The organism is Janthinobacterium amylolyticum, from assembly GCF_051380655.1.
GTDB lineage: Bacteria > Pseudomonadota > Gammaproteobacteria > Burkholderiales > Burkholderiaceae_D > Janthinobacterium.
Genome location: NZ_JBNYXL010000012.1, coordinates 44,456 through 68,695 on the forward strand (window position 1 = coordinate 44,456; position 24,240 = coordinate 68,695).

At 62.3% G+C, this 24,240-nt stretch carries 21 protein-coding genes; all 21 read left to right on the forward strand.

The genetic code is table 11. The annotated features are described in order from the left end of the window. Window positions 1-25 precede the first annotated feature (25 nt). The 21 genes from ACQ4WR_RS23460 (at window position 26) to hisG (ending at window position 24,235) form a co-directional block, all read left to right on the forward strand. Window positions 26-1,768, forward strand: a complete 1,743-nt coding sequence (locus tag ACQ4WR_RS23460) for a putative porin (RefSeq protein WP_436490225.1) — start codon at window positions 26-28, stop codon at window positions 1,766-1,768. A gap of 6 nt (window positions 1,769-1,774) precedes the next feature. Then, window positions 1,775-2,473 carry a hypothetical protein gene (locus tag ACQ4WR_RS23465; RefSeq protein ID WP_436490227.1) on the forward strand — a complete coding sequence of 233 codons (699 nt, stop codon included), beginning with the start codon at window positions 1,775-1,777 and terminating at the stop codon, window positions 2,471-2,473. Window positions 2,474-2,501: 28 nt separating this feature from the next. Then, complete coding sequence (locus ACQ4WR_RS23470) at window positions 2,502-2,990, forward strand: YbjN domain-containing protein (protein ID WP_436490229.1); 489 nt, start codon at window positions 2,502-2,504, stop codon at window positions 2,988-2,990. 208 nt (window positions 2,991-3,198) lie between these two features. Next, entirely contained in the window at window positions 3,199-6,303 is a 3,105-nt protein-coding gene (locus tag ACQ4WR_RS23475; RefSeq protein ID WP_102296017.1) for a DEAD/DEAH box helicase, read from the forward strand. Between the two features lie 50 nt (window positions 6,304-6,353). After that, window positions 6,354-7,481, forward strand: coding sequence for a PAS domain-containing sensor histidine kinase (locus tag ACQ4WR_RS23480; protein ID WP_436490231.1), 1,128 nt, complete (start codon window positions 6,354-6,356; stop codon window positions 7,479-7,481). A 137-nt stretch (window positions 7,482-7,618) separates the two neighbouring features. Continuing rightward, window positions 7,619-8,299 carry a response regulator transcription factor gene (locus tag ACQ4WR_RS23485; RefSeq protein WP_071326049.1) on the forward strand — a complete coding sequence of 227 codons (681 nt, stop codon included), beginning with the start codon at window positions 7,619-7,621 and terminating at the stop codon, window positions 8,297-8,299. A gap of 18 nt (window positions 8,300-8,317) precedes the next feature. After that, window positions 8,318-8,464, forward strand: a complete 147-nt coding sequence (locus tag ACQ4WR_RS23490) for a hypothetical protein (RefSeq protein ID WP_436490233.1) — start codon at window positions 8,318-8,320, stop codon at window positions 8,462-8,464. Between the two features lie 133 nt (window positions 8,465-8,597). Further along, window positions 8,598-9,320, forward strand: coding sequence for a transposase (locus ACQ4WR_RS23495; RefSeq protein WP_436490235.1), 723 nt, complete (start codon window positions 8,598-8,600; stop codon window positions 9,318-9,320). A 177-nt stretch (window positions 9,321-9,497) separates the two neighbouring features. Further along, window positions 9,498-14,198 carry a glutamate synthase-related protein gene (locus tag ACQ4WR_RS23500; protein ID WP_436490237.1) on the forward strand — a complete coding sequence of 1,567 codons (4,701 nt, stop codon included), beginning with the start codon at window positions 9,498-9,500 and terminating at the stop codon, window positions 14,196-14,198. A 77-nt stretch (window positions 14,199-14,275) separates the two neighbouring features. Continuing rightward, window positions 14,276-15,739, forward strand: a complete 1,464-nt coding sequence (locus ACQ4WR_RS23505; RefSeq protein WP_436490239.1) for a glutamate synthase subunit beta — start codon at window positions 14,276-14,278, stop codon at window positions 15,737-15,739. 241 nt (window positions 15,740-15,980) lie between these two features. Further along, complete coding sequence (locus ACQ4WR_RS23510) at window positions 15,981-16,790, forward strand: ABC transporter ATP-binding protein (protein WP_102296028.1); 810 nt, start codon at window positions 15,981-15,983, stop codon at window positions 16,788-16,790. Then, window positions 16,787-17,572 carry a lipid asymmetry maintenance ABC transporter permease subunit MlaE gene (mlaE, locus tag ACQ4WR_RS23515; protein WP_102296030.1) on the forward strand — a complete coding sequence of 262 codons (786 nt, stop codon included), beginning with the start codon at window positions 16,787-16,789 and terminating at the stop codon, window positions 17,570-17,572. The genes ACQ4WR_RS23510 and mlaE overlap by 4 nt, the downstream gene beginning before the upstream one ends. A 79-nt stretch (window positions 17,573-17,651) precedes the next feature. Continuing rightward, entirely contained in the window at window positions 17,652-18,122 is a 471-nt protein-coding gene (gene mlaD, locus ACQ4WR_RS23520; protein ID WP_102296032.1) for an outer membrane lipid asymmetry maintenance protein MlaD, read from the forward strand. Between the two features lie 11 nt (window positions 18,123-18,133). Then, on the forward strand, window positions 18,134-19,006 hold the full coding sequence (locus ACQ4WR_RS23525) for an MlaA family lipoprotein (protein WP_436490242.1): 873 nt from the start codon (window positions 18,134-18,136) through the stop codon (window positions 19,004-19,006). A 71-nt stretch (window positions 19,007-19,077) separates the two neighbouring features. Beyond that, window positions 19,078-19,713 (forward strand): MlaC/ttg2D family ABC transporter substrate-binding protein, encoded by a 636-nt coding sequence (locus ACQ4WR_RS23530; protein WP_102296035.1) that lies wholly within the window; start codon window positions 19,078-19,080, stop codon window positions 19,711-19,713. 52 nt (window positions 19,714-19,765) lie between these two features. Further along, entirely contained in the window at window positions 19,766-20,113 is a 348-nt protein-coding gene (locus tag ACQ4WR_RS23535; RefSeq protein WP_102296037.1) for an STAS domain-containing protein, read from the forward strand. 209 nt (window positions 20,114-20,322) lie between these two features. Next, a complete protein-coding gene (locus ACQ4WR_RS23540) occupies window positions 20,323-21,240 on the forward strand; it encodes an ABC transporter ATP-binding protein (protein WP_102296038.1) in 918 nt (305 codons plus the stop codon). Further along, the gene (locus tag ACQ4WR_RS23545) at window positions 21,237-21,998 is read left to right on the forward strand and encodes an ABC transporter permease (protein WP_102296040.1); all 762 of its coding nucleotides are present in this window, start codon (window positions 21,237-21,239) and stop codon (window positions 21,996-21,998) included. Before ACQ4WR_RS23540 ends, ACQ4WR_RS23545 begins: the two co-directional genes overlap by 4 nt. Window positions 21,999-22,044: 46 nt before the next feature. Next, on the forward strand, window positions 22,045-22,281 hold the full coding sequence (locus ACQ4WR_RS23550) for a BolA family protein (RefSeq protein ID WP_034753824.1): 237 nt from the start codon (window positions 22,045-22,047) through the stop codon (window positions 22,279-22,281). 4 nt (window positions 22,282-22,285) lie between these two features. Next, window positions 22,286-23,536 carry a UDP-N-acetylglucosamine 1-carboxyvinyltransferase gene (gene murA, locus ACQ4WR_RS23555; protein ID WP_102296041.1) on the forward strand — a complete coding sequence of 417 codons (1,251 nt, stop codon included), beginning with the start codon at window positions 22,286-22,288 and terminating at the stop codon, window positions 23,534-23,536. Window positions 23,537-23,554: 18 nt separating this feature from the next. Continuing rightward, window positions 23,555-24,235: an ATP phosphoribosyltransferase gene (gene hisG / locus ACQ4WR_RS23560; protein WP_436490246.1), complete on the forward strand. Its 681-nt coding sequence runs from the start codon at window positions 23,555-23,557 to the stop codon at window positions 24,233-24,235. Window positions 24,236-24,240: the final 5 nt, after the last annotated feature.

Here is a 24,240-nt window from a genome sequence, read left to right on the forward strand (position 1 = left end):
ATCTTAATTTTTAGCGAAAGACACAATGAATTCCTTATTTTCTTCCTCACAGCGCACGCACCGCCTGCCGCTGGCGCTGGCCGCCCTGGCCCTGAGCGTGGCGGCGGGCGCGGCGCAAGCGCAAGCCACGGCCGTACCGGCCGACAGCACCATGGTCAAGCTGATCCGTGGCCTGATCCAGAGCGGCGCACTGAACAAGGATGCCGGCGAAGCCTTGCTGGCGCAGGCGCAGAGCGAGGCGCTGGCCGCCGCGCAAGCCCGCCCTGCCGGCGCGCCCGTGGCCCTGGCGCAAGTGCAGCCGGGCGACGTGCGCGTGCCGTACATCTCGCAAACCGTGCGCGAACAGATCCGTGACGAAATCAAGGGACAAGTCATGGCCGAGGCAAAAGCGGGCGGCTGGGCCGCGCCGAATGAAACGCCGGCATGGACCAAGCGCATCCGCATGGAAGGCGATGTGCGCGCCCGCTATGAATCGCGCTATTACGACATGGCCAACAGCAATATCGAGATCGACTGGCGCTCGCTCAACAGCGGCAGCGGCTATGACGTCAACCCGAATACCAACCTGACCCTGCCATCGCTGCTGAACACGCGCCAGGACCGCAAGAACTTGCTGCGCGCGCGCGCCCGCCTGGGCATCCTGGCCGATATTTCCGACAGCACGCAAGCAGGCATCCGCCTGGCCAGCGGCAATGACGACAGCCCCGTGTCGACCACGCAAACCCTCGGTGGCGGCCTGGGCAAGAAAAACATCTGGCTGGATCAGGCCTGGCTGTCGTACCAGCCCGCTTCCTGGCTGACGGTGACGGCGGGCCGCTTCGACAATCCCTTCGTGTCAGCCGATGAACTGTTTTCCAGCGAACTCAATTTCGACGGTATCGCCGCCAAGGTGCGGCAACCGGTCGGCGACAGCAAGGACGTGACGGTCTTCGGCACCCTGGGCATCATTCCGCTCGAGTATTCGTCCGACAATGCGCCTAGCCGCAGCCAGGCCAAAATGTCCAGCGAAAACAAATGGCTGCTGGGCGCGCAAGTGGGCGCCGCGTGGAAGGTCAACAGCGACAACCAGCTGCGCGGCGCGCTGGCCTACTACAACTTCCGCAACATCAGCGGCGAATATTCGCAGCCATGCGCGCTGTACGCGGGCGCCGATGGCTGCGGCACGGACTGGTCCCGTCCGTCGAGCATGCAAAAGGGCAATAGCTTGATGTTACTGCGCAATATCGCCCTGAACCCGCTCGACCCGGCGAATACGCCGCAGCCGCAATATGTGGGCCTGGCATCGAAGTTCCGCCTGGCCAACCTGAACGCGCGCTGGGACAGCAAGGTGGCCGGCGGCACGGACTTGCGCATCGAAGGCGATTATGTGCGCAACATGGCTTACGACAAGAACGACATGTGGGCGCGCGCGAAGGGCGGCATCATGAACAATTTCGGCGGCACGGGCGGCGTCACGCAAGCCGATTTCAAGAGCGGCGGCAATGCCTACATGCTGCAGGCGACCCTGGGCAAGGCCAGCCCGGCGGCGCGCGGCGACTGGAACGTGCTGCTCGGCTACAAGCGCATCGAACCGGATGCCTTGCCTGACGCCTACAACGATTCCACCTTCCACCTGGGCGGCACGAATGCGCGCGGCTACTACCTGGGCGGCGCGTATGCGCTCGACAAGAATACCTGGCTCAACGGCCGCTGGACGTCGAGCCGCGAAGTGTTCGGCTCGGCACTGTCGATCGACACCCTGCAAATCGAATTGAACGCGCGTTTTTAAGGAGCCATGATGTCGATTGTTAACGCGAACACGGCGCGCCTGTCGGCCGTGCTGCTCTTGCTGCTGGCGGGTAATGCCGCCCAGGCGCAGGGGCAGAAGGGCCAGAGCATGGAAGAGCGCCTGCGGGCCGAGCTGCGCAATGTCACTGCGCAGCTGCAGCAGACGCGCGGCGAACTGGAATTGCTGAAAGCCAAGGGCGCGCCCGTGGCCAAGGCGGCACCCGCCGCCGCGCCCGCCAGCGATGCCTTGAAAAAAGACCTGGCGCGCAGCCAGTCGCAGCTGGCGCAGGAGCGCGCGCAGCGGGAGCAACTGGCGCAGGAGCAGCAGCGCAGCACAGCTGCCGCGCAAGAGGCGGCGGCCAGCCTGGCGCAATACCGCCAGGCCAGCGCGCAGCTGACGGCCAGCGGCAAGCAGCTGGAAGCGGAACGTGCGCGCCTCGACGGCGAAGTGACGGCGCAGCGCGGCGCGCTGGCCCGTTGCGAAAGCAAGAATGCCCAGCTGTATGCCACCGGGCAAGAGATTCTGCAGGCGTACGAAGGACTCGATGTGCTGGACGTCATGCGGGCACGCCAGCCGTTTGCCGCGCAAAGCCGGGTCAAGCTGGAGCAAATCGCCCAGCAGTACGGCGACCAGTTGTACCAGGGCCGCTTTGATGCACGTCAAACGGAAGCGGCCGCCACGCCGGCCGCGCCCGCTCCCCAATAATTTTACTTTCTGACTGAATGGAATGACCATGGAACACACGAATACCTTGCTGACCACCCTGAACGCGGAACAAATGGCCGACGCCATCAAGGCGGCCGGCTGCGCCGTCACCAGCATCGAACACGATGGCGTGGTCCGCCTGCACAGCGCCAGCCATGGCATCGGTTTCCAGGTGCTGTGGGGCAATGAAGCGGCGCCTGGCCAGTATGCGGACCTGACCCTGAGCTGCCCGCTGCGCGTGCAGGGCGGCGACTTGCCGGCCGGCTTACTGGCTGAGTGGCACCGCAGCAAGCGTTTTGCGCGCGTGGCCCAGCATGGTGATTTTGTCGTGCTGGAAATGGATGTGCTGGTGGCCGGCGGCGTCAGCAAGGAGTACCTGAATATCAATCTGCAATTGTGGACGCAGATGATGGGCCAGTTTTTCTTGTTTTTACGCAACTTTACGCCCGCCAATGACGGCGCCGCGCCGGCTGTCGCGGCGCCGGCCGTGGCCGAAGAAGCAAGCGTGCCAGCCTGACAAGTGCCTTGCGCGCGGCGGGAATGGCCGATGGCGGGCCATTTTTGCCGCCAGCGGGGCAGGAGTGTCGCATTAAATACTTATTTTTTAAGCATCGCGCATTAAAACTGCTCAAAGAGCGTGTGTGAATCAAGCCAGCAACGCCTGTATGGCGGATAATATTGCCTGTTGCCGATTTGGATACGACCTTTACACTCTAATGCGCCCCATGGATTTTACCCGCGACGAAACCAGTGAAACCCCAGTTGCCCCGGCCAGCGCGCCGGGTGCGCCTTTGCCGTATGCCGTCGCCACCTGGCTGCAGCGGGTGGAGGCAGCCGCCCATCCGAAGGCCGTGCTGACGATTGCCGAACCGGATCCCAAGCTCAACGGGCATCGTTTGATCTACGTGCTGGCGCCCACCAGCGGTGGCCGCCACGTGGCCCTGTGCCTGTACAAGGCGCGGCTGCGGCCGAATGGCGACGTGGCGGCGGCGTCTCCCATCAGCGAAATCTTTTCGCTGCTGTCGGCGCCGCCCAGCTTTTTGACGCCGGCCGACGAAGACCTCGTGCGTTTCTTCGTGGCCATGCGCAGCGGGCAGAATTCGCAGACGGGCAGCGCCACGGAGCCGAAGGGCAAGGTCGGCGCGGCCCTGCTGAAAATGCTGGCCGAGCAGGATAAGCTGCTGTGGGCCAATTCCTGGGCCGACGTCGGCAATGGCCTCGTGTACCCGCTGAAAGAAGGTCCCGTGCGTCCCGCCCGCCTGTTCTGGCGCGACGAGGGCAAGACCATGCGCCTGGGCTGGCAAGTCGATCCGCCGGAAGGCGCGAAGCACCATGGTGCCGACCAGATCGACTACATGCTGCCCACCGATCCGCCATGGTATATCGACAACCTGTCGTGCGGCGTGCTGGAACTGAACCAGGGCGGCTCCGACATTTCCCTGGCCGACTTGCAGGCGCTGGTGGCGCAGGCGCCGCCCCTGAACGCCAACGACAAGGTGCGCGTGTCGCAACTGCTGCTGGCGCAAGGCTTGCAGCATCTGATGCCGCTGCCGCAGCCCCTGCCGCAGCGCTTGCGCAAGGATGTGCCGGCGCAACCGGTGTTGCTGATGGACAGCGCCATGCTGGCCGACGGCAGCGTCCAGCGCTGGCATGACTTCGCTGTACTATCCTACGACTACGATGGCGAGCGCGTCTCGTTCGATCCGTCGCAGCGGGTGGTGCGGCAAGTGGGCGAGGTGACGGAAATTATCCAGAGAAACACGGTCGATGAAGCGCGCGCGCTGGCCACCCTGGCCGAGCTGCAATTCAAGAAGCCGGGCGCCGCCCCCTTGAGCGGCTTGAAGGGCGCCTTGCTGCTGCCGTCCCAGGCGGACTGGCTGCGTTTTGCCGAGTCCGGCATTGATACCCTGCTGGAGCAGGGCTGGATCGTGGAAAAGACGGCCAAATACCGCTACGACGTGAGCGACGTGGACGACTGGTATGCAGAGATCGACGACCAGGACCCGGACAGCGGCAATGCCTGGTTCGAACTGGAACTGGGCATCGTCGTCAACCACGAGCGCGTGCCGCTGCTGCCCGTGCTGGTGCAGCTGATCCGCAACGCGCCCAACGATTTCAACCCGAAAGTCATCGAGGCGCATGCCGACGATGACCAGATGCTGGCGACCTTGCCCGATGGCACGCGCGTGGCCCTGCCTTGGGGCCGCGTGCGCCCGATCCTGAACACGCTGGGGGAACTCTACTTCAGCGACAAGATCAAACATGCGGTGCGCATGTCGACCCTGGACGCGGCGCGCCTGGAAGACCTGGCGCGCGGGCTGGAATTGCGCTGGTCGGGCGGCGAGCAGCTGCGCGCCATGGGCCGCAAGCTGAGCCAGTTCGGTGCCGTGCAAAAAGTGGCGGCGCCAGCCGGTTTGCAAGCCACCTTGCGCGACTACCAGGCCGATGGCCTGGCGTGGATGCAATTCCTGCGCGACCATGACCTGGCGGGCATCCTGGCTGATGACATGGGTCTCGGCAAGACGGTGCAGACCCTGGCGCATATCCTGGTGGAAAAGGAAGCGGGCCGTTTGACGCATCCGGCGCTCGTCATCGCGCCGACGAGTTTGATGGGCAACTGGCAGGACGAGGCGGCCAAGTTCGCGCCCAGCCTGAAAGTGCTGCTGCTGCAAGGCAAGGACCGCGCGCAGCAATTCGACCAGATCGACCAATGCGACCTGGTGCTGACCACCTACGCCTTGCTGCCGCGCGACGAGGAAACCCTGCGCGAGCATGATTTCCACCTGGTCATCCTCGACGAATCGCACTACATCAAGAATACGCGCAGCAAGGCGGCGCAAAGCGCGGGCCTGCTGCGCGCGCGCCACCGCCTGTGTTTGTCCGGCACGCCGCTGGAAAACCACCTGGGCGAACTGTGGTCGCAATTCCACTTCCTGCTGCCGGGCTTGCTGGGCGACGAGAAAACCTTCAACACCCAGTTCCGCCATCCGATCGAACGCCAGGACGACCCGCTGCGCCGCATGCTGCTGAACCGCCGCATCAAGCCGTTCCTGCTGCGCCGCACGAAAGATAACGTGGCCAAGGAACTGCCGCCGAAGACGGAGATGGTGCGCAAGGTGGAACTGACGGGGCCGCAGCGCGACCTGTACGAAACCGTGCGCCTGGCGATGGATCAAAAAGTGCGCGAGGAAATCGACAAGAAGGGCGTGGCGCGCAGCCAGATCGTCATCCTCGAAGCGCTGCTGAAGCTGCGGCAGGTGTGCTGCGACCCGCGCCTGGTGAAATCCCTGCCGGCGAAGAAGCAGTCGGCCGGTTCGGCCAAGCTGCTCGACCTGATGCAGATGGTGGAAGACTTGCTCGACGAAGGACGCAAGATCCTCGTCTTCTCGCAATTTACCAGCATGCTGGAATTGATCGAGGAAGAACTGGAATCGCGCGATATCCCGTATGCGCTGCTGACGGGCGAAACGAAAGACCGGGGCGCGCAAGTGGCGGCCTTCCAGCAGGGCGCCGTGCCGATCTTCCTGATCAGCCTGAAAGCGGGCGGCGTGGGCCTGAACCTGACGGCGGCCGACACGGTGATCCACTACGATCCGTGGTGGAATCCAGCGGCGGAAAACCAGGCCACGGACCGCGCCTGGCGCATCGGCCAGGACAAGCCCGTGTTCGTGTATAAACTGATCGCCAAGGGCACCCTGGAAGAAAAAATCCAGCTGCTGCAGCAAAAGAAATCGGAACTGGCGCAATCGATCCTGGCCGAAGGCGAATCGCAAAAGATGGCCCTGACGCAGGAAGACTTGCAGCAGATTTTCGCCCCGCTCGAGGATTAACGGGGCGGCTGGCCCTATACTTGGCGATTATTTCTTGCCAGGTATAAAGCATGCTGCCTTTTCTCCTCTTGCTGCTTGCCGGCGTCATCCTCATGGCGCTGCGCTTTGTCCAGCTGCGCCGCGCCCTGCTGCGTGCGCGCGCCGGCGAACATCAGTTCCGCCTGCTGGCCGAGCACGGCCGCGATGTGGCCTTTTTGCTCGATGCCAGCACCCTCGAATTGCTGTACCTTAGTCCTGCCGCGCAGCGCATGACGGGCCACGACATGCCCGCCCTGCGCGCGCATGCGGCGCAGCTGGCAGCCGACGTTCCGGCCCGCCTGCAGCGCTGGCGCGCTGGCGATGCCAGCCGCTTGACACTGCTGCGTGAAGTGGCATTGCCGCATGCCGATGGGCAGGTGCTGGCGCTGGAAATCAGCTCGACCATCGTGCCGGGGCATGGCAGCCGTGGCGTGACCTTGGTGGGCACGGTGCGCGATGTCACGGCCATTCAGGCACAGGAAGCTGAGCGGGAAAAAGAGCAAAAACGCTTCGCTTCGATGCTGTCGCATGAATTCCGCACGCCGCTGGCCACCATTGATGGTGCCATCCAGCGCCTCGTTTCGACCTCGAAGGATGCCGACGAGGCCACGCGCAAGCGCTATGTGAAAATCCAGACGGCCGTGGACCGCCTGCTGGGCATGATCGACGATTATCTGTCGCCTGAACGCATGGCGGCCATCGGCCGCGAGCGGGCCGCGGACGGCATCGCGCCGCTGGCCCTGCTGCAGCAGGCGGCGGCCACCGTGCCCGCCAGCCACACGGTGCAGCTGGAACTCGATGAAGACTTGCCGCTCAAACTGCGCTGCGACGTGCCGGGCATGGCCCTGTGCCTGAAGATTTTGCTGGACAACGCCGTCAAGTTCAGTCCGCCGGGCAGCGTGATTGGCTTGTCGGCCAGCCTGGTGCCCGAAGGCGGCGTGGCGCTATGCGTGCGCGATGCGGGGCCAGGCCTGCGGGAAGAGGAGCTGGCGCGGCTGTTTGAGAAAGGAAGCCGTGGAAGCCATGCCACGCACCCCGGTGCGGGGCTGGGACTGTACATGGCGCGCGCCGTCGTCGAGGTGCATGGCGGGACTTTGCAGGGGCATAATCTGCCCGAGGGCGGGGCACTTTTCCGGATTTGGCTGCCCGTTCCTGTCTAGACAAGGAAAAGCCTTGCTTCCGCTGAAGTCAACCGTGATAATTCCTTGACGTAAACCTGTTAGGCCGTCCATCATGGTGTCGAAGTGAATGGCATGGTTTGCCCACGGAAGCTCACTAACGGAAGAATGGCGTAGCAATGACGAAAATACTGATCGTCGAAGACAATCTGGACTACGCCGAAGACATGGCGGAGTTCCTCGTTGAGCTCGAACACGAAGTGCATATCACCAGCTCCGCTGGTGGCATGTGGACCGCGTTGAGCCATGGGAATGTTGGCGTGGTGGTACTGGATCTGGGCTTGCCCGATGAGGATGGCTTCAACGTCATCCCCCGCATGCGCCAGCTGTATCCGCAAATCGGCGTGCTGGTGCTCACGGGCCGCGTCGCCTTCGACAGCCGCATCCTCGGCCTGCGTCTGGGTGCCGACCACTATCTCACCAAGCCGATCAAGTTTCCCGAACTGGCCGCCCATATCGAGGCGCTCGACCGCCGCGTCGGTCCGCAAGACCCCTTGCCCGAGCCGGGCAAGTGGACCTTGAAAGTAAGCGCTCGCCAACTTGAACTGATGGGTTCTGTCATCGCCCTGACGGAAAAAGAATTCAATTTCCTGCACCTGCTGACCATCAATACCCGCCCCGTGCCGCGCGACGTCATCGTGGCCGGCATGGGCGGCGAAGATCCCGACGCGGGCCGCCGGGTCGACATGCTCGTGTACCGCCTGCGCAAGAAAGCCAAGACGGGCCTGGGCCAGGACTTGCCGCTGCGCAGCGCGTATGGCGAAGGCTACAGCCTGTCGGCCAGTTTTAATCTGTCTTGACCGCCAGAGGCGGTTCACGTGAAACTGCGTTTCCTGCTTGGGCTGTTGCTGATCGTTGGGTTGTCCTGTGCTGTCCTTTGGCTGCGTCAGGAATGGAAAATCGACAGCTGTCTCGACAATGGTGGCCGCTGGAACTATTCACTTGCCGTTTGCGACGGCGCATGAGCATCCTGTTTTGCAATTAAGGGACAGAGTCAACCGCTTTTTTCAGTATGTCAAATAAAACAGGGTCAGAGTCGCGTCTTGCGCTCACAAGTGTGTAAAATCAAGGCCTTAGCCTTTATTTACAGACTCTGCCATGGCCCGTTTACCTCGCCTTATTATTCCAGCACTGCCCCATTACGTGATCCAGCGCGGCAGCAACCGCCAGCCCGTGTTCCAGGACGCGCTTGATTACGCGCAGTTCCTCTCCTGGCTGAAAACGGGCGCGAAAATGTTCAAGGTGGCCATCCACGCCTATGTTTTATTGCCTGATCAACTACATTTACTGGCTACACCAGCCGATGCGACGGGCCTGGGACAGCTGATGCAGTGGCTGGGCCGCTACTACGTGCCGTATTTCAACCAGAAATATGGCCGCGAAGGAGCGCTGTGGCAGGGACGCTACAAAACTTCCGTCATCGATCCCGACAATTTCTTTCTCACCTGTTGCCGCTACCTGGAATGCGTGCCCGTGCAGGCCGGTCTGGCGGGCCAAGCGCTGGACCACGCCTGGTCCAGCTATGCGCACCATGCGGGTATGCGTCCCGACCCCGTCATTACCGACCACGCGCTGTACTGGGCGCTGGGCAACACGCCGTTCGACCGCGAGGCCGCGTATCTGCGCCTGTTCGAGCAGGGCCTGGGCAGCAGCCAGGTGAAGGTGGTGGAGCAGGCGGTGCTGAAGGGCTGGCCGCTGGGTAGCGACGCTTTCAAGCAGGCGCTGGAGCTGAAAATGCAGCGGCAGGTGCTGCCCGCCAAGCGTGGCCGTCCCCGAAAAATCGTGGCCGAAGCGGACGCCGTGAAACCCATTCGCATTTAAAACAAAAAATGACTCCTTTCTGACGTTTTATTGAAATCGCCTCGACTGTGTCCCTATTAAATTTTCAGGGCGACAGAATCAGATTTAATTCGACTCCGACCCTAATTGTTCTGGTTGAGTTTTTTGTTGCGTTGCACTACTCTAGTTTTTCGATAGTCATATGCAGCGGAGAAGCCCATGAAAGCGCAAGGCCTGTACGACCCAGCCAATGAACACGATGCCTGCGGCGTCGGTTTCGTCGCCCATATCAAGGGCAACAAGACCCATTCGATCGTCGAACAGGGTTTGCTGATACTGAAAAACCTCGATCACCGGGGCGCCGTGGGCGCCGATGCGCTGATGGGTGATGGCGCCGGTATCCTGATCCAGATTCCCGACCAGTACTACCGCGAGGAAATGGCCAAGCAGGGCGTGGAATTGCCGCCACCTGGCGAATACGGCGTGGGCATGGTCTTCCTGCCGAAGGAGCACGCGTCGCGCATCGCTTGCGAACAGGAAATCGAACGCGCCGTGCGCATCGAAGGCCAGGTCGTGCTGGGCTGGCGCAACGTGCCCATCGATACGGACATGCCGATGTCGCCCACCGTGCGCGCCAAGGAACCCGTGATACGCCAGATTTTCATCGGCCGCGGCCCGGACATCATGGTCACCGATGCGCTTGAGCGCAAACTGTATGTGATCCGCAAGTCGTCAGGCCACGCCATCCAGGCCTTGAAGCTGTTGCACGGCAAGGAATTCTTCGTGCCGTCGATGTCGGCACGCACCATTGTGTACAAGGGCTTGCTGCTGGCCGACCAGGTGGGTGTGTACTACAAGGACTTGCAGGATGCGCGCTGCATCTCGGCCCTGGCTCTCGTGCATCAGCGTTTCTCGACGAATACCTTCCCCGAATGGCCGCTGGCCCACCCCTACCGCTTGATTGCGCACAACGGCGAGATCAACACCGTCAAAGGCAACTTCAACTGGATGCGCGCGCGCGAAGGCGTGATGAAGTCGGCCGTGCTGGGCGAGGACCTGCAGAAACTCTTCCCGCTGATCTATGAAGGCCAGTCCGACACGGCGTGCTTCGACAATGCGCTGGAACTGCTGCTGATGGCCGGTTATCCGATCGCCCAGGCAATGATGATGATGATTCCGGAAGCGTGGGAAAACCACACGACCATGGATGACAACCGCCGCGCCTTCTATGAATACCACGCGGCCATGATGGAACCGTGGGACGGCCCCGCCGCCATGGCGTTCACGGACGGGCGCCACATCGGCGGCACCCTGGACCGCAACGGCTTGCGTCCGGCGCGCTACATCGTCACGGACGACGACCTGGTGGTGATGGCGTCGGAATCGGGCGTGCTGCCGATCCCCGAATCGAAGATCATCCAGAAATGGCGCTTGCAGCCTGGCAAAATGTTCCTGATCGACCTGGAAGCGGGCCGCATCATCGACGACCAGGAACTGAAAAACACCTACGCCAACGCCAAGCCGTATAAAGCGTGGATCAACTCGGTGCGCATCAAGCTCGACGAGATCAAGCTGGCCGAAGGACAAGTCAAGCTGGACCGCGCCCAGGGCGAAAAAGCCCAGCCATCGCTGCTGGACCGCCAGCAGGCGTTCGGCTACACGCAGGAAGACTTGAAATTCCTCATGGCGCCGATGGCCGTGGCCGGCGAAGAAGCAACGGGTTCGATGGGCAATGACTCGCCGCTGGCCGTCATGTCGAACAAACTCAAACCGCTGTATAACTACTTCAAGCAGCTGTTCGCGCAAGTGACGAACCCGCCGATCGACCCGATCCGCGAAGCGATGGTGATGTCGCTGGTGTCCTTCATCGGCCCGAAACCGAACCTTCTCGATACCAACAATGTCAACCCGCCGATGCGCCTGGAAGTGGCGCAGCCCGTGCTGGGCTTTGATGACATGGAGCGCCTGCGCAACATCAGCGCACACACGGGTGGCAAGTTCAAGTCGTATGAGCTGGACATCTGCTACCCGCTGGCCTGGGGCAAGGAAGGCGTGGAAGCGTGCCTGGCCTCGCTGTGCGCGGAAGCCGTCGACGCCGTGAAATCCGGCCACAACATTTTGATCGTCTCGGACCGCGCCATTTGCGCCGACCAGGTGGCGATCCCCGCGCTGCTGGCCACCTCCACCGTGCACCAGCACCTGGTGAGCAAGGGCTTGCGCGCCTCCACCGGCCTCGTCGTGGAAACGGGCTCGGCCCGCGAAACCCACCACTTCGCCCTGCTGGCAGGCTATGGCGCGGAAGCCGTCCATCCCTACCTGGCCATGGAAACCCTGGTCGACATGGCGCACGGCTTGCCGGGCGAGCTGTCGGGCGATAAAGCCATCTACAACTACACCAAGGCCGTCGGCAAGGGCTTGATGAAGGTCATGTCGAAGATGGGTATTTCGACATATATGTCTTACTGCGGCGCGCAAATCTTCGAAGCCATCGGCTTGAACAAGTCGCTGGTCGACAAATACTTCAAGGGCACGGCGTCGAACGTGGAAGGCATCGGCGTGTTTGAAGTGGCGGAAGAAGCGCTGCGCCTGCATGCGCTGGCCTTTGGCAACGATCCGGTGCTGTCCGACAAGCTCGACGCGGGCGGCGAGTACGCGTTCCGCGTGCGCGGCGAAGACCACATGTGGACGCCGGATGCGATTGCCAAGCTGCAGCACTCCACGCGCAGCAACAATTTCTCCAGCTATAAGGAGTACGCGCAAATCATCAACGACCAGAGCCGTCGCCACCTGACCCTGCGCGGCCTGTTCGAGTTCAAGCTCGACCCGACCAAGGCCATCGCGCTCGAGGAAGTGGAACCGGCCAAGGAAATCGTCAAGCGTTTTGCCACGGGTGCCATGTCGCTCGGTTCCATCAGCACGGAAGCGCACGCTACCCTGGCCGTCGCCATGAACCGTATCGGCGGCAAGTCGAATACGGGCGAAGGCGGCGAAGATCCGAACCGCTACACGCAGGAATTGAAGGGCATTCCGATCCGCCAGGGCGATACCATGGCGTCGGTGGTCGGCAGCAAGCAGATCGTCGTCGATATTCCCCTGCAGGAAGGCGATTCCATGCGTTCGCGCATCAAGCAGGTGGCATCGGGACGTTTCGGCGTCACGGCCGCCTACCTGAATTCGGCCGACCAGATCCAGATCAAGATGGCGCAAGGCGCGAAACCGGGCGAAGGCGGCCAGTTGCCTGGCCATAAGGTGTCCGAATACATCGCCAGCCTGCGCTTTTCCGTGCCGGGCGTGGGCCTGATTTCGCCGCCACCGCACCATGACATTTATTCCATCGAAGATCTGGCGCAGCTGATCCATGACTTGAAGAATGCCAATCCGCGCGCCTCGATTTCCGTCAAACTGGTGTCGGAAGTGGGCATCGGTACGGTCGCCGCCGGCGTCACCAAGGCGAAAGCCGACCACGTGGTCGTTGCCGGCCACGATGGCGGCACGGGCGCCTCGCCACTGTCGTCCGTGAAACATGCGGGCACGCCGTGGGAGCTGGGTCTGGCCGAAACGCAACAAACCCTGGTGCTCAACGGCTTGCGCAGCCGCATCCGCGTGCAGGCCGACGGCCAGATGAAGACGGGCCGCGACGTGGTCATCGCCGCCTTGCTGGGCGCCGACGAGATCGGTTTCGCCACGGCGCCGCTGGTGGTCGAAGGCTGCATCATGATGCGCAAATGCCACTTGAATACGTGCCCGGTGGGCGTGGCCACGCAAGATCCGGTGCTGCGCGCCAAGTTCTCGGGCAAGCCCGAGTATGTCGTCAATTACTTCTTCTTCGTTGCCGAGGAAGCCCGTCAATTGATGGCGCAACTGGGCATCCGCACATATGATGAACTGATCGGTCGCGTCGACCTGCTGGACAAATCCAAGGCCATTTCGCACTGGAAGGCACAGGGCCTGGACTTCTCGGCCATCTTCCACAAGCCGGAAACCCCGGACGGCCAGGCCTGTCGCCACGTCGAGTTCCAGGACCATGCGCTGGAAAAGGCGCTCGACCACAAGCTGATCGCGCAAGCGCGCGCGGCGCTGGAAAAGGGCGAGCGCGTCTCGTTCATCTCGCCCGTGCGCAACTTGAACCGCACGGTGGGTACCATGCTGTCCGGCGAAGTGGCGAAGAAATACGGCCATGCCGGCTTGCCGGACGACACCATCCACATCCAGCTGCAAGGCACGGCGGGCCAGTCGGCCTGCGCCTTCCTGGCGCACGGCATCACCATCGACCTGGTGGGCGAGGGCAACGATTACGTGGGCAAGGGCTTGTCGGGCGGGCGCATCATCGTGCGGCCGAATACCGAGTTCCGCGGCTGGGCGGTAGACAACATCATCATCGGCAACACGGTGCTGTACGGCGCGATTGCCGGCGAAGCCTTCTTCAATGGCGTGGCCGGCGAACGCTTTGCCGTGCGCAACTCGGGCGCCACCACGGTGGTCGAGGGCCTGGGCGACCATGGCTGCGAATACATGACGGGCGGCACGGTGGTGGTCCTGGGCAATACGGGCCGCAACTTTGCGGCCGGCATGTCGGGCGGCATCGCCTACGTGTACGACCCGGCCGGCGACTTTGCCAGCAAGTGCAACACGGCCATGGTCAGCCTGGACAAGGTCGTGTCGGCAGCGGAACAGCATGTCGACCGCGACGCCTGGCATACGCAGCACCGCGACGGCGCGCCGGAAGCCGATGAGGTGATCCTCAAGCGCCTGATCGAGCGCCACTTCAAGCACACGGGCAGCACCCGCGCCCGCGTCCTGCTCGATGACTGGGCCGCGGCGCGCGGCAAGTTCGTGAAAGTCTTCCCGAACGAATACAAGCGCGCGCTGATTGAAATGGCAGCTGACGCCGCCATGGAAGTGCAAGCCGTCGCCGCCTGAGCCAGCAGCTCATTGCCAAATGAATGACCAGGGAGCGGCCCGGCCGCTCCCCGCCAGCCAAATACAAAGGAAACATCGTGGGTAAAATTACCGGCTTCATGGAATTCAAGCGCCAGGACGAGCACTATCTGGAGCCTGCCGCGCGTCTGAAGAACTACAAGGAATTCGTGCTGCACCTGTCGGATGCGCAAGCAACCGTGCAGGGCGCGCGCTGCATGGATTGCGGCATCCCCTTCTGTACCACGGGTTGCCCCGTAAATAACATCATTCCTGACTGGAATGACCTGGTGTACCGCGGTAATTACCGCGAAGCGCTCGACGTCTTGCATTCGACGAATAACTTCCCGGAATTTACGGGCCGCATCTGCCCGGCGCCGTGCGAATCGGCCTGTACCCTGGGCATCCACGAAGATCCCGTCGGCATCAAGTCCATCGAGCATAAAATCATCGACATGGGCTGGGAGCACGGCTGGGTCACGCCGCAGCCAGCGGGATTCAGCACGGGCAAGAAAGTGGCCATCGTCGGTTCCGGCCCTGCCGGCCTGGCGGCGGCGCAGCAGCTGGCACGCGCCGGCCATGCCGTCACCGTGTTTGAAAAGAGCGACCGCGTGGGCGGCTTGCTGCGCTACGGCATTCCCGACTTCAAGATGGAAAAGTCGCACATCGACCTGCGCGTGAAACAGATGGAAGCCGAAGGCGTGGTCTTCCGCACCAGCGTGCTGGTCGGCAAGGACTTCCCTGCCCACGTGAACAACTGGGCCAAGGAAACCATTTTCCCCGAAGACCTGGAAAAGGAATTCGACGCCGTCATCATGGCCGGTGGTGCCGAGCAGCCGCGCGACTTGCCCGTGCCGGGCCGCGAACTGAAAGGCGTGCATTTCGCCATGGATTTCCTGCCGCTGCAAAACAAGGTCAACGCGGGCGACAAACTCAAGGATCAGATCAAGGCCACCGGCAAGCATGTGGTGGTGATTGGCGGCGGCGACACGGGCTCCGACTGCGTCGGCACCTCGAACCGCCATGGCGCCGCTTCGGTGGCGCAGTTCGAACTGATGCCGCAGCCGCCGGAACAGGAAAACAAGCCGCTGGTCTGGCCGTACTGGCCGACCAAGCTGCGCACCTCGTCCTCGCACGAGGAAGGCTGCGAACGCGACTGGGCCGTGGCCACCAAGCGTTTTGAAGGCAAGGGCGGCAAGGTGGAAAAGCTGATCGCCTGCAGAGTCGAATGGAAAGACGGCAAGATGAGCGAAGTGCCGAACTCGGAATTCGAGATGAAGGCCGACCTGGTCTTCCTGGCCATGGGTTTTGTTTCTCCCGTACAACAGGTGCTGCAAGCGTTCGGCGTCGACACGGATGCGCGCGGCAATGCCAAGGCGACAACGGATGGGGCCGGCTGCTACCAGACCTCGGTGGCCAAGGTGTTTGCCGCCGGCGACATGCGCCGCGGCCAGTCGCTGGTGGTGTGGGCCATCCGCGAAGGGCGCCAGTGCGCGCGCGCCGTCGATGAATTCCTGATGGGCGGCTCCCTGCTGCCGCGCTAGATTTCGCTCGCTTGCTCTAGCGGGGGCCACGGCGCGCGTTGCGCCGTGGCCCTTGCTATTTTAGTCACGTCGCCAGGCGCAGGGGGATGGACGTGCAGGCAGGCGTTTTTTACAATAAAATATCTGACTTTCGATTCATTAGTGTTGTATTCTCCCCCTCTACCGGGTTGCACAAGGGGGCGCCTCAGCAGAGATTGGCGTTTCTGCACTACAATACGCCATTAAAATAGCGAGTCTCGTCGTGCCAAATCTTGTTGAAATCCGTGATTTACACTTTGCCTATGGAGAACGTTCGATTTTATCGGGCCTTCAAATGGATTTCCCACGTGGAAAAGTTGTGGCCGTCATGGGTGGTTCCGGGAGTGGCAAGACAACCGTATTGCGCCTGATCGGCGGACAATTGCGGCCCAGTTCGGGCTCCGTGAATGTCGACGGCCAGATCGTGCATACGCTCAAGACCGAGCAGTTATACCAGCTGCGCCGCAAGATGGGCATGCTGTTCCAGCATGGCGCCTTGTTTACGGACCTGACGGCGTTCGAGAACGTCGCCTTCCCGCTGCGCGAACACACGGACTTGAATGAAGAGCTGATCCGCACCCTGGTGCTGATGAAACTGCATGCCGTGGGCTTGCGCAATGCCGCGCAACTGAAGCCGGCCGAGATTTCCGGCGGCATGGGCCGCCGCGTCGCCCTGGCGCGCGCCATCGCGCTCGACCCCGAATTGATCATGTATGACGAGCCGTTCGCCGGCCTGGATCCGATTTCCATGGGCGTGACGGCCAATTTGATCCGCAATTTGAACGATGCGCTGGGCTCCACGTCTATTCTGGTATCGCACGATGTGAAGGAGTGTTTCGCCATCGCTGATTACGTCTATTTTCTGTCATCGGGCAAGATCGTGGCGCACGGCACGCCCGCCGAGATGGCCGTGTCGACGCATCCGTACGTCAAGCAGTTCGTCAATGCCGAGGCCGATGGCCCCGTGCCCTTCCATTATCCGGGCAAGTCGCTGGCCGACGACCTGGGTCTGCAAGCGGGAGCGGGCCGATGATCGCCGGTTTCCTGGCAGCGATCGGAGCGTGGTTGCGTCGTTCGGTACAAGACCTCGGCTTTGCCGTGCGTTCCTTCTTTGTCATCATCGGCGCCTCGGGTGGCCTGTGGCGCCGTCCGCGCCTGGTGGTCGAGCAGCTGTTCTATATCGGCAGCCGCTCGGTGGTGATCATTGCCGTGTCCGGCCTGTTCGTCGGCATGGTGCTGGGTTTGCAAGGCTATTACACCCTGAGCACCTTCGGCGCGACGCAGTCGCTGGGGCAGCTGGTGGCGCTGTCACTGATGCGTGAGCTGGGTCCGGTCGTGACGGCACTGCTGTTCGCCGGCCGCGCCGGCACCTCGCTGACGGCCGAAATCGGCCTGATGAAGGCGGGCGAGCAGCTGTCGGCCATGGAAATGATGGCCGTCAACCCCATCCAGCGCGTGCTGGCGCCCCGTTTCTGGGCCGGCGTGATCGCCATGCCGATTCTGGGCGGCATCTTCACGGCCGTCGGCATCATCGGCAGCTACCTGGTCGGCGTGGTGCTGATCGGCGTCGACGAAGGCTCGTTCTGGTCGCAGATGCAGGGCGGCGTGAATGTCTGGAAAGATATTGGCAACGGCACCTATGTGAAAAGCATGGTCTTCGGCGTCGCGGTGACCTTCATCGCCCTGTTCCAGGGTTATCAGGCACAGCCGACGCCGGAAGACGTCTCCGGTGCCACCACGCGCACCGTGGTGATTTCGTCGCTGATGGTGTGGTGGCTCGATTTCATGATGACGGCGTTGATGTTTAGCAAGTAATTGCCGATCGGCGACAAAATTAGCCGCTGGCGCAGGGTTTGCGCAGGGGGCAGCAAGTAAAAATTATTTAGGATTGTTTATGCAACGTAAATCTTTGGATGTCTGGGTGGGCCTGTTCGTCTTGCTGGGTGTGGCGGCGGTGATGTTTCTGGCGTTCAAGGCCGGCAATATGAGCTCGCTGTCGTTCAGCAAGACGTATACCATTACAGCCAAGTTCGACAATATCGGCGGCCTCAAGCCGCAAGCGCCCGTCAAGGGCGCCGGTGTGGTGGTGGGCCGCGTGGCGGCCATCACGTTTGACGACAAGACGTATCAGGCGCTGGTGCAACTCGACATCGAAGATGGCTACAAATTTCCGAAAGACAGCTCGGCCAAGATTCTGACGGCCGGTTTGCTGGGTGAACAATATATCGGCCTGGAAGCAGGCGGTGATTTGGCCAACCTGGCGGAGGGCGACAAGATTGCCCGTACTCAATCGGCCACAGTGCTGGAAGACCTGATCAATCAGTTCATCTACAGCAAGGCAGCGGAAGGAAAGGACAGCAAATGAGCGAGTCGACCATGAATAGCAACAAAGGCAGCCTGGCGCGTATCGGCCTGGCCCTGGCCATCGCCGCCAGCGTCAGCGCTTGCGCCACCGGCACCAATCCGCGCGACCCTCTAGAGGGCTACAACCGCGCCATGTTCAAGTTCAACGATACCGTTGACCAGGTGGCCCTGAAACCGGTCGCCACCGCCTACAAGAAGGTCACGCCGTCGTTCGTGCAAACGGGCGTGGGCAACTTCTTCGGCAACTTGTCCGACGTGTGGAGCGCCATGAACAACTTGCTGCAAGGCAAGGGCGAAGCGGGCTTGCAGGACGTCGTGCGCGTCAGCATGAACTCGACCTTCGGTATCTTCGGCCTGATCGACATCGCGTCGCAGGCGGGCATTCCCAAGCATAGCGAAGACTTTGGCCAGACCCTGGGCTGGTATGGCGTGCAGTCTGGTCCGTACGTGATGCTGCCGCTGCTGGGCCCGTCGACCGTGCGCGACACGGTGGCCCTGCCGCTCGATATCGCGGGCGACCCATGGCGCTACAAGGATCCGGCCTATGTGCGCAACATCGGCACGGTGACGCGCGTGGTCGACAAGCGCGCCGCGCTGCTCGACGCCACCAACCTGATGGAAGCGGCTGCGCTGGACCGCTATGAATTCATCCGTGACGGTTTCCTGCAGGCACGCGAAAGCAAGGTATTCGACGGCGACACGGACCGCCGCGACCGTAAAGTGCCAAAAAACGACACCAGCGATTACGCGCCGGAGTACGATGCACAACCGCAGCCGGCCCCCGTGGAAACGCCGCCTGCCACGGCAGCGGCCGACATCGCGCCGGCCGGCCTCGTAACATCTGGTAGCAATACCGTCGCTGCCCAAGCCAGGCCGCAAGAGTAAACTGGACGCAAGAACACCACGGCTGCGATCAACGCCAGCCGGTGCATAGCAACACCATGAAAGGTACAACCATGAAATTGATGAAACAATTGCTCGCGATGGCGACCATCGCCTTTGCCACCGCCGCCCAGGCCGCGCCTGCCGTGGAAGCGCCTGATGTGTTGGTAAAACGCATCAGCCAGGACGTGATCGACACGGCCAAGAACGACAAGGCCATCCAGGCTGGCGATATCAAGCGCGTCACCGAACTGGTGGAAAGCAAGATCTTGCCGTACGTGGACTTCCAGCGCATGACGGCCCTGGCCGCCGGCCGCTTCTGGCGCGATGCCACGCCGGAGCAGCAAAAGCAGCTGGCGGCGGAATTTCGCACCCTGCTGATCTACACGTATTCGGGCGCCCTGTCGCAGATCAAGAACGAAACCGTGGAATTCAAGCCGCTGCGCGCCGATCCCGCTGATACGGACGTGGAAGTGCGTTCGCAGGTGAACATGGCGCGCGGCGAACCCGTGCCCCTGAACTACCGCGTGGCGAAAACCCCGGCCGGCTGGAAGATCTATGACATCAACGTGCTGGGCGCGTGGCTGGTGGAAACCTACAAAAGCAGCTTTGCCAGCGAGATCAGCAAGGGCGGCATCGATGGCCTGATCAAGACCTTGCAAGCGAAAAACAAGGCCCTGGCCAGCCGTCCCGCTGCCAAAGCCAAATAATCGGCTATCATATAGCTCCTGACCCAGCTCCAGACCAGCGCAGCCCGACGCCATGCCCGACTCTCTTGACACCTTGCAGTCCCTGACTTCCCTGACCGTGCACAATGCCACCTCGGCATTGGAGCAGGGTCTGGACGCCATCCGCTCGGGCCAGACGAAGTTTGATTTGCGCAACGTCAAGGCCGTCGATTCGGCCGCCGTCTCCGTCATGCTCACGTGGCAACGCGCGGCGCAGGATGCGGGCGGCGTGCTGGAGCTGAAAAACCTGCCGGACAACCTGAAAAACCTCACCAAGCTGTATGGCGTCTGCTCGCTCGTCTCGAGCACCTTGAGCGCCGACGACTGCGCCAGCGCCGGCGGCCACGCCGAACGCAGCCCGTCCGACCTGCATCATCATTGATCCTGTCCCACTCCCCGCATCAGCAGTAGCTTTCAAGCCGGCAGGCCAGCAGCGCCGACGGATTGAACTCCAAGTGTTCCACGAATTTTCCAACTATAATTGACTGTTGCGCCGTCCTCCCTGAAGGTGGCGCCCTGCACCGGCCTGTCGGCCTGGATTTTGCCGGCACTGGCGCATCACACCAGACGCATCACACTTGAAACAAGCACATGACCGCAATTCAAATAACGAATGTAGAAAAGAGCTATAAATCGCTCAAGGCGCTGGGCGGCGTGTCGCTGGCCATCGAGGAAGGCGAGTTCTTTGGCCTGCTCGGTCCCAACGGCGCCGGCAAGACCACCCTCATTTCCATCATCGCCGGCCTGATACGGCCCGACGCGGGCACTGTCAAGATCCACGGCCACGACGTGGTCAAGGACTTCCGCAACGCGCGCCGCAACCTGGGCGTGGTGCCGCAGGAACTGGTGTTCGATCCCTTCTTCACCGTGCGCGAAACCCTGCGCCTGCAGTCCGGCTACTTCGGCCTGCCGAACAACGACAAGTGGATCGACGAGGTCATGGAAAACCTCGACCTCACCGGCAAGGCCGACACCAACATGCGCGCTCTGTCCGGCGGCATGAAGCGCCGCGTGCTTGTCGCGCAGGCGCTGGTGCACAAGCCGCCCGTCATCGTGCTCGATGAGCCGACCGCCGGCGTCGACGTGGAACTGCGCCAGACCCTGTGGAAGTTCATCTCGCGCCTGAACCGCGAAGGCGGCCACACCGTCGTCTTGACCACCCACTACCTGGAAGAGGCGCAAGCCATGTGCCAGCGCGTCGCCATGCTGAAAACCGGCAAGGTGGTGGCGCTCGACACCATGTCGGCCCTGATCCGCCGCATCGCCGGCTCGCAGCTGCAGGTGCACCTGAAGCACGGCGTCTTGCCGGCCGACCTGCGGCACCTGGTCTTGCACCCGGAGGAGCCGCAGGCGCCCAACAAGTTCAGCCTGCGCGTCAACGAATACAGCGAAGTCGAGAAAATCCTCGCCCGCCTGCGTGAAGCGGGCGCCGAGATCGACGAAATGCAATTGCAACAAGCCGACCTGGAAGATATCTTCTTGCAGATCATGGATAAAGGTACCGTATGATTTCGACAGGATTTCGCACCCTCGTCTACAAAGAGACGCTGCGCTTCTGGAAAGTGGCGACGCAAACCGTGGCCGCGCCCGTGCTCACGTCGATGCTGTACCTGCTGGTGTTCGGCCATGTGCTCGACGGCAGGGTCGAGCCTAGCCCCGGCGTCAGCTATACGGCCTTTCTGATTCCCGGCCTGGTGATGATGAGCGTGCTGCAAAACGCCTTCGCCAATTCCTCGTCCTCGCTGATCCAGTCCAAGATCACGGGCAACCTGGTGTTCGTGCTGCTGACGCCCCTGTCGCACTGGGAAATTTTTTCGGCGTATGTACTCGCTTCTGTCGCGCGCGGCCTGGCCGTGGGCTTTGGCGTATTTGCCATCACCTGCTGGTTCGCCGACCTGTCGTTTGTCGCACCGCTGTGGATCGTCGTCTTCGCCTTTTTGGGCGCCGCCATGCTGGGCACCATGGGCCTGATCGCCGGCATCTGGGCCGAGAAATTCGACCAGCTGGCCGCCTTCCAGAATTTCCTGATCATGCCGGCCACCTTCCTGTCGGGCGTGTTCTACTCGATCCACTCGCTGCCCGCGTTCTGGCAGACGGTGTCGCATTTGAATCCCTTTTTCTACATGATCGACGGCTTCCGCTACGGCTTCTTCGGCACCTCCGACGTCAGCCCGTGGCTGAGTTTATCCATCGTCGCCGGCTTCCTCGTGATCCTGGCGCTGGTATCGATCCGCCTGCTGAAAAGCGGCTATCGTTTGCGCCACTGATCGCGGCACATCACATCACCACATTATTCAATATCAAGGACTTATCGTGACCACCACACCAGAACTGATCCACGGCTACTTGTCGGCCGGCCTCGAATGCACGCACCTTGAAGTGGAGGGCGATGGCCAGCACTTCCAGGCCGTGATCGTCTCGCCCGCGTTTGCCGGCAAGCGCCTGATTCAGCGCCACCAGATCGTCTACGCGGCACTGGGCGACCGCATGCGCGAAGAAATCCACGCGCTGTCGATGAAAACCCTGACACCTGAAGAATTCCAAGGATAAGCACATGGACAAGCTCCTGATCAACGGCGGCAACCGCCTGAACGGCGACATCGCCATCTCTGGCGCGAAAAACGCCGCCCTGCCCATCCTGTGCGCCGGCCTGCTGACGGCGGGTGACCTGAACCTGAGCAACGTGCCGCATTTGCACGACGTCGCCACCATGCTGAAACTGCTGGGCCAGACGGGCCTGAAAGTGCAGCAGGACGGCGACCGCGTGGTCCTCAACGGCAGCGCCATCGACACCCTGGAAGCGCCGTATGAACTGGTGAAAACCATGCGCGCCTCGATCCTCGTGCTCGGCCCCCTGCTGGCGCGCTTCGGCGAAGCCAAGGTTTCCCTGCCGGGCGGCTGCGCCATCGGTTCGCGTCCTGTCGACCAGCACATCAAGGGTCTGGAGGCGCTGGGCGCCGAGATCCGCATTGAAGCGGGCTACATCTACGCCAAGTGCGCCAAGCTGAAAGGCGCGCGCATCGTCACCGACATGATCACCGTCACCGGCACCGAGAACCTGCTGATGGCCGCGACCCTGGCCGAAGGCGAGACCATTCTGGAAAACGCCGCCTGCGAACCGGAAGTGACGGACCTGGCGCACCTGCTGGTGGCCATGGGCGCGAAGATCGACGGCATCGGCACCAGCCGCCTGGTGATCCAGGGCGTCGACGCGCTGCACGGCGCCTCGCACGCGGTAATCGCCGACCGTATCGAAACGGGTACCTTCCTGTGCGCCGTGGCGGCCACCGGCGGCGATATCACCCTGCGCAACGTGCGCACCGATATCCTCGACGCGGCGCTCGACAAGCTGCGCGCCATGGGCCTGACGATGACCTTCGGCGCCGACTGGATCCGCGCCGAGATGTCGGCCCGTCCGAATCCGGTCAGCTTCCGCACCACGGAATACCCGGGCTTCCCGACCGACATGCAGGCGCAGTTCATGGCCGTCAACACCATCGCCAATGGCGCCAGCCGCGTCACCGAGACGATTTTTGAAAACCGTTTCATGCACGTGCAGGAAATGAACCGTCTGGGCGCCGACATCACCATCGACGGCAATACCGCCAGCATCGCCGGCGTTAAGCAGCTGCGCGGCGCACCCGTGATGGCCACCGACCTGCGCGCTTCGGCATCGCTGGTGATCGCGGCCCTGGCCGCCGATGGCGAAACCCTGATCGACCGCATCTATCACCTCGACCGCGGCTACGACCGCATGGAAGTGAAGCTCTCTGCAGTCGGTGCCAACATCGTACGCGTCAAATAACAATAACAAGGAACGAGCATGAACGGATCGAACACGGGAGATAGCTCCCAGCTGATTCTGGCGCTGTCGAAGGGCCGCATTTTTGAAGACACCATGCCGTTGCTGGAAGCGGCCGGCATCCGTGTGCTGGAAAACCCGGAGACCTCGCGCAAGCTGATTTTGGCCACCAACGATCCGAACGTGCGCGTCATCATCGTGCGCGCCAGCGACGTGCCGACCTATGTGCAGTACGGCGCGGCCGATTTCGGCGTGGCTGGCAAGGACGTGCTGCTGGAACACGGCGGCGAAGGCCTGTACCAGCCGATCGACCTGAATATCGCCGCCTGCCGCATGTCGGTGGCGGTGCAGGCCGGTTTTGACTACGAAAAAGCCGTGCACCAGGGCGCGCGCTTGCGCGTGGCCACCAAGTTCGTGCACACGGCGCGCGAGCATTTCGCCGCCAAGGGCGTGCACGTCGACCTGATCAAGCTGTATGGTTCGATGGAACTGGCGCCGCTGGTCGGCCTGTCCGACGCCATCGTCGACCTGGTCAGCACCGGCAGCACCCTGCGCGCCAACAACCTCGTCGAGGTTGAGCACATCATGGAAATCTCGTCGCGCCTGGTGGTCAACCAGGCGGCGTTAAAACTCAAGCGCGAGCGCCTGCAGCCGATCATCGAGGCGTTTGAACGCGCCTCGCAGACCGCCTCGCAAGCCTAGACATT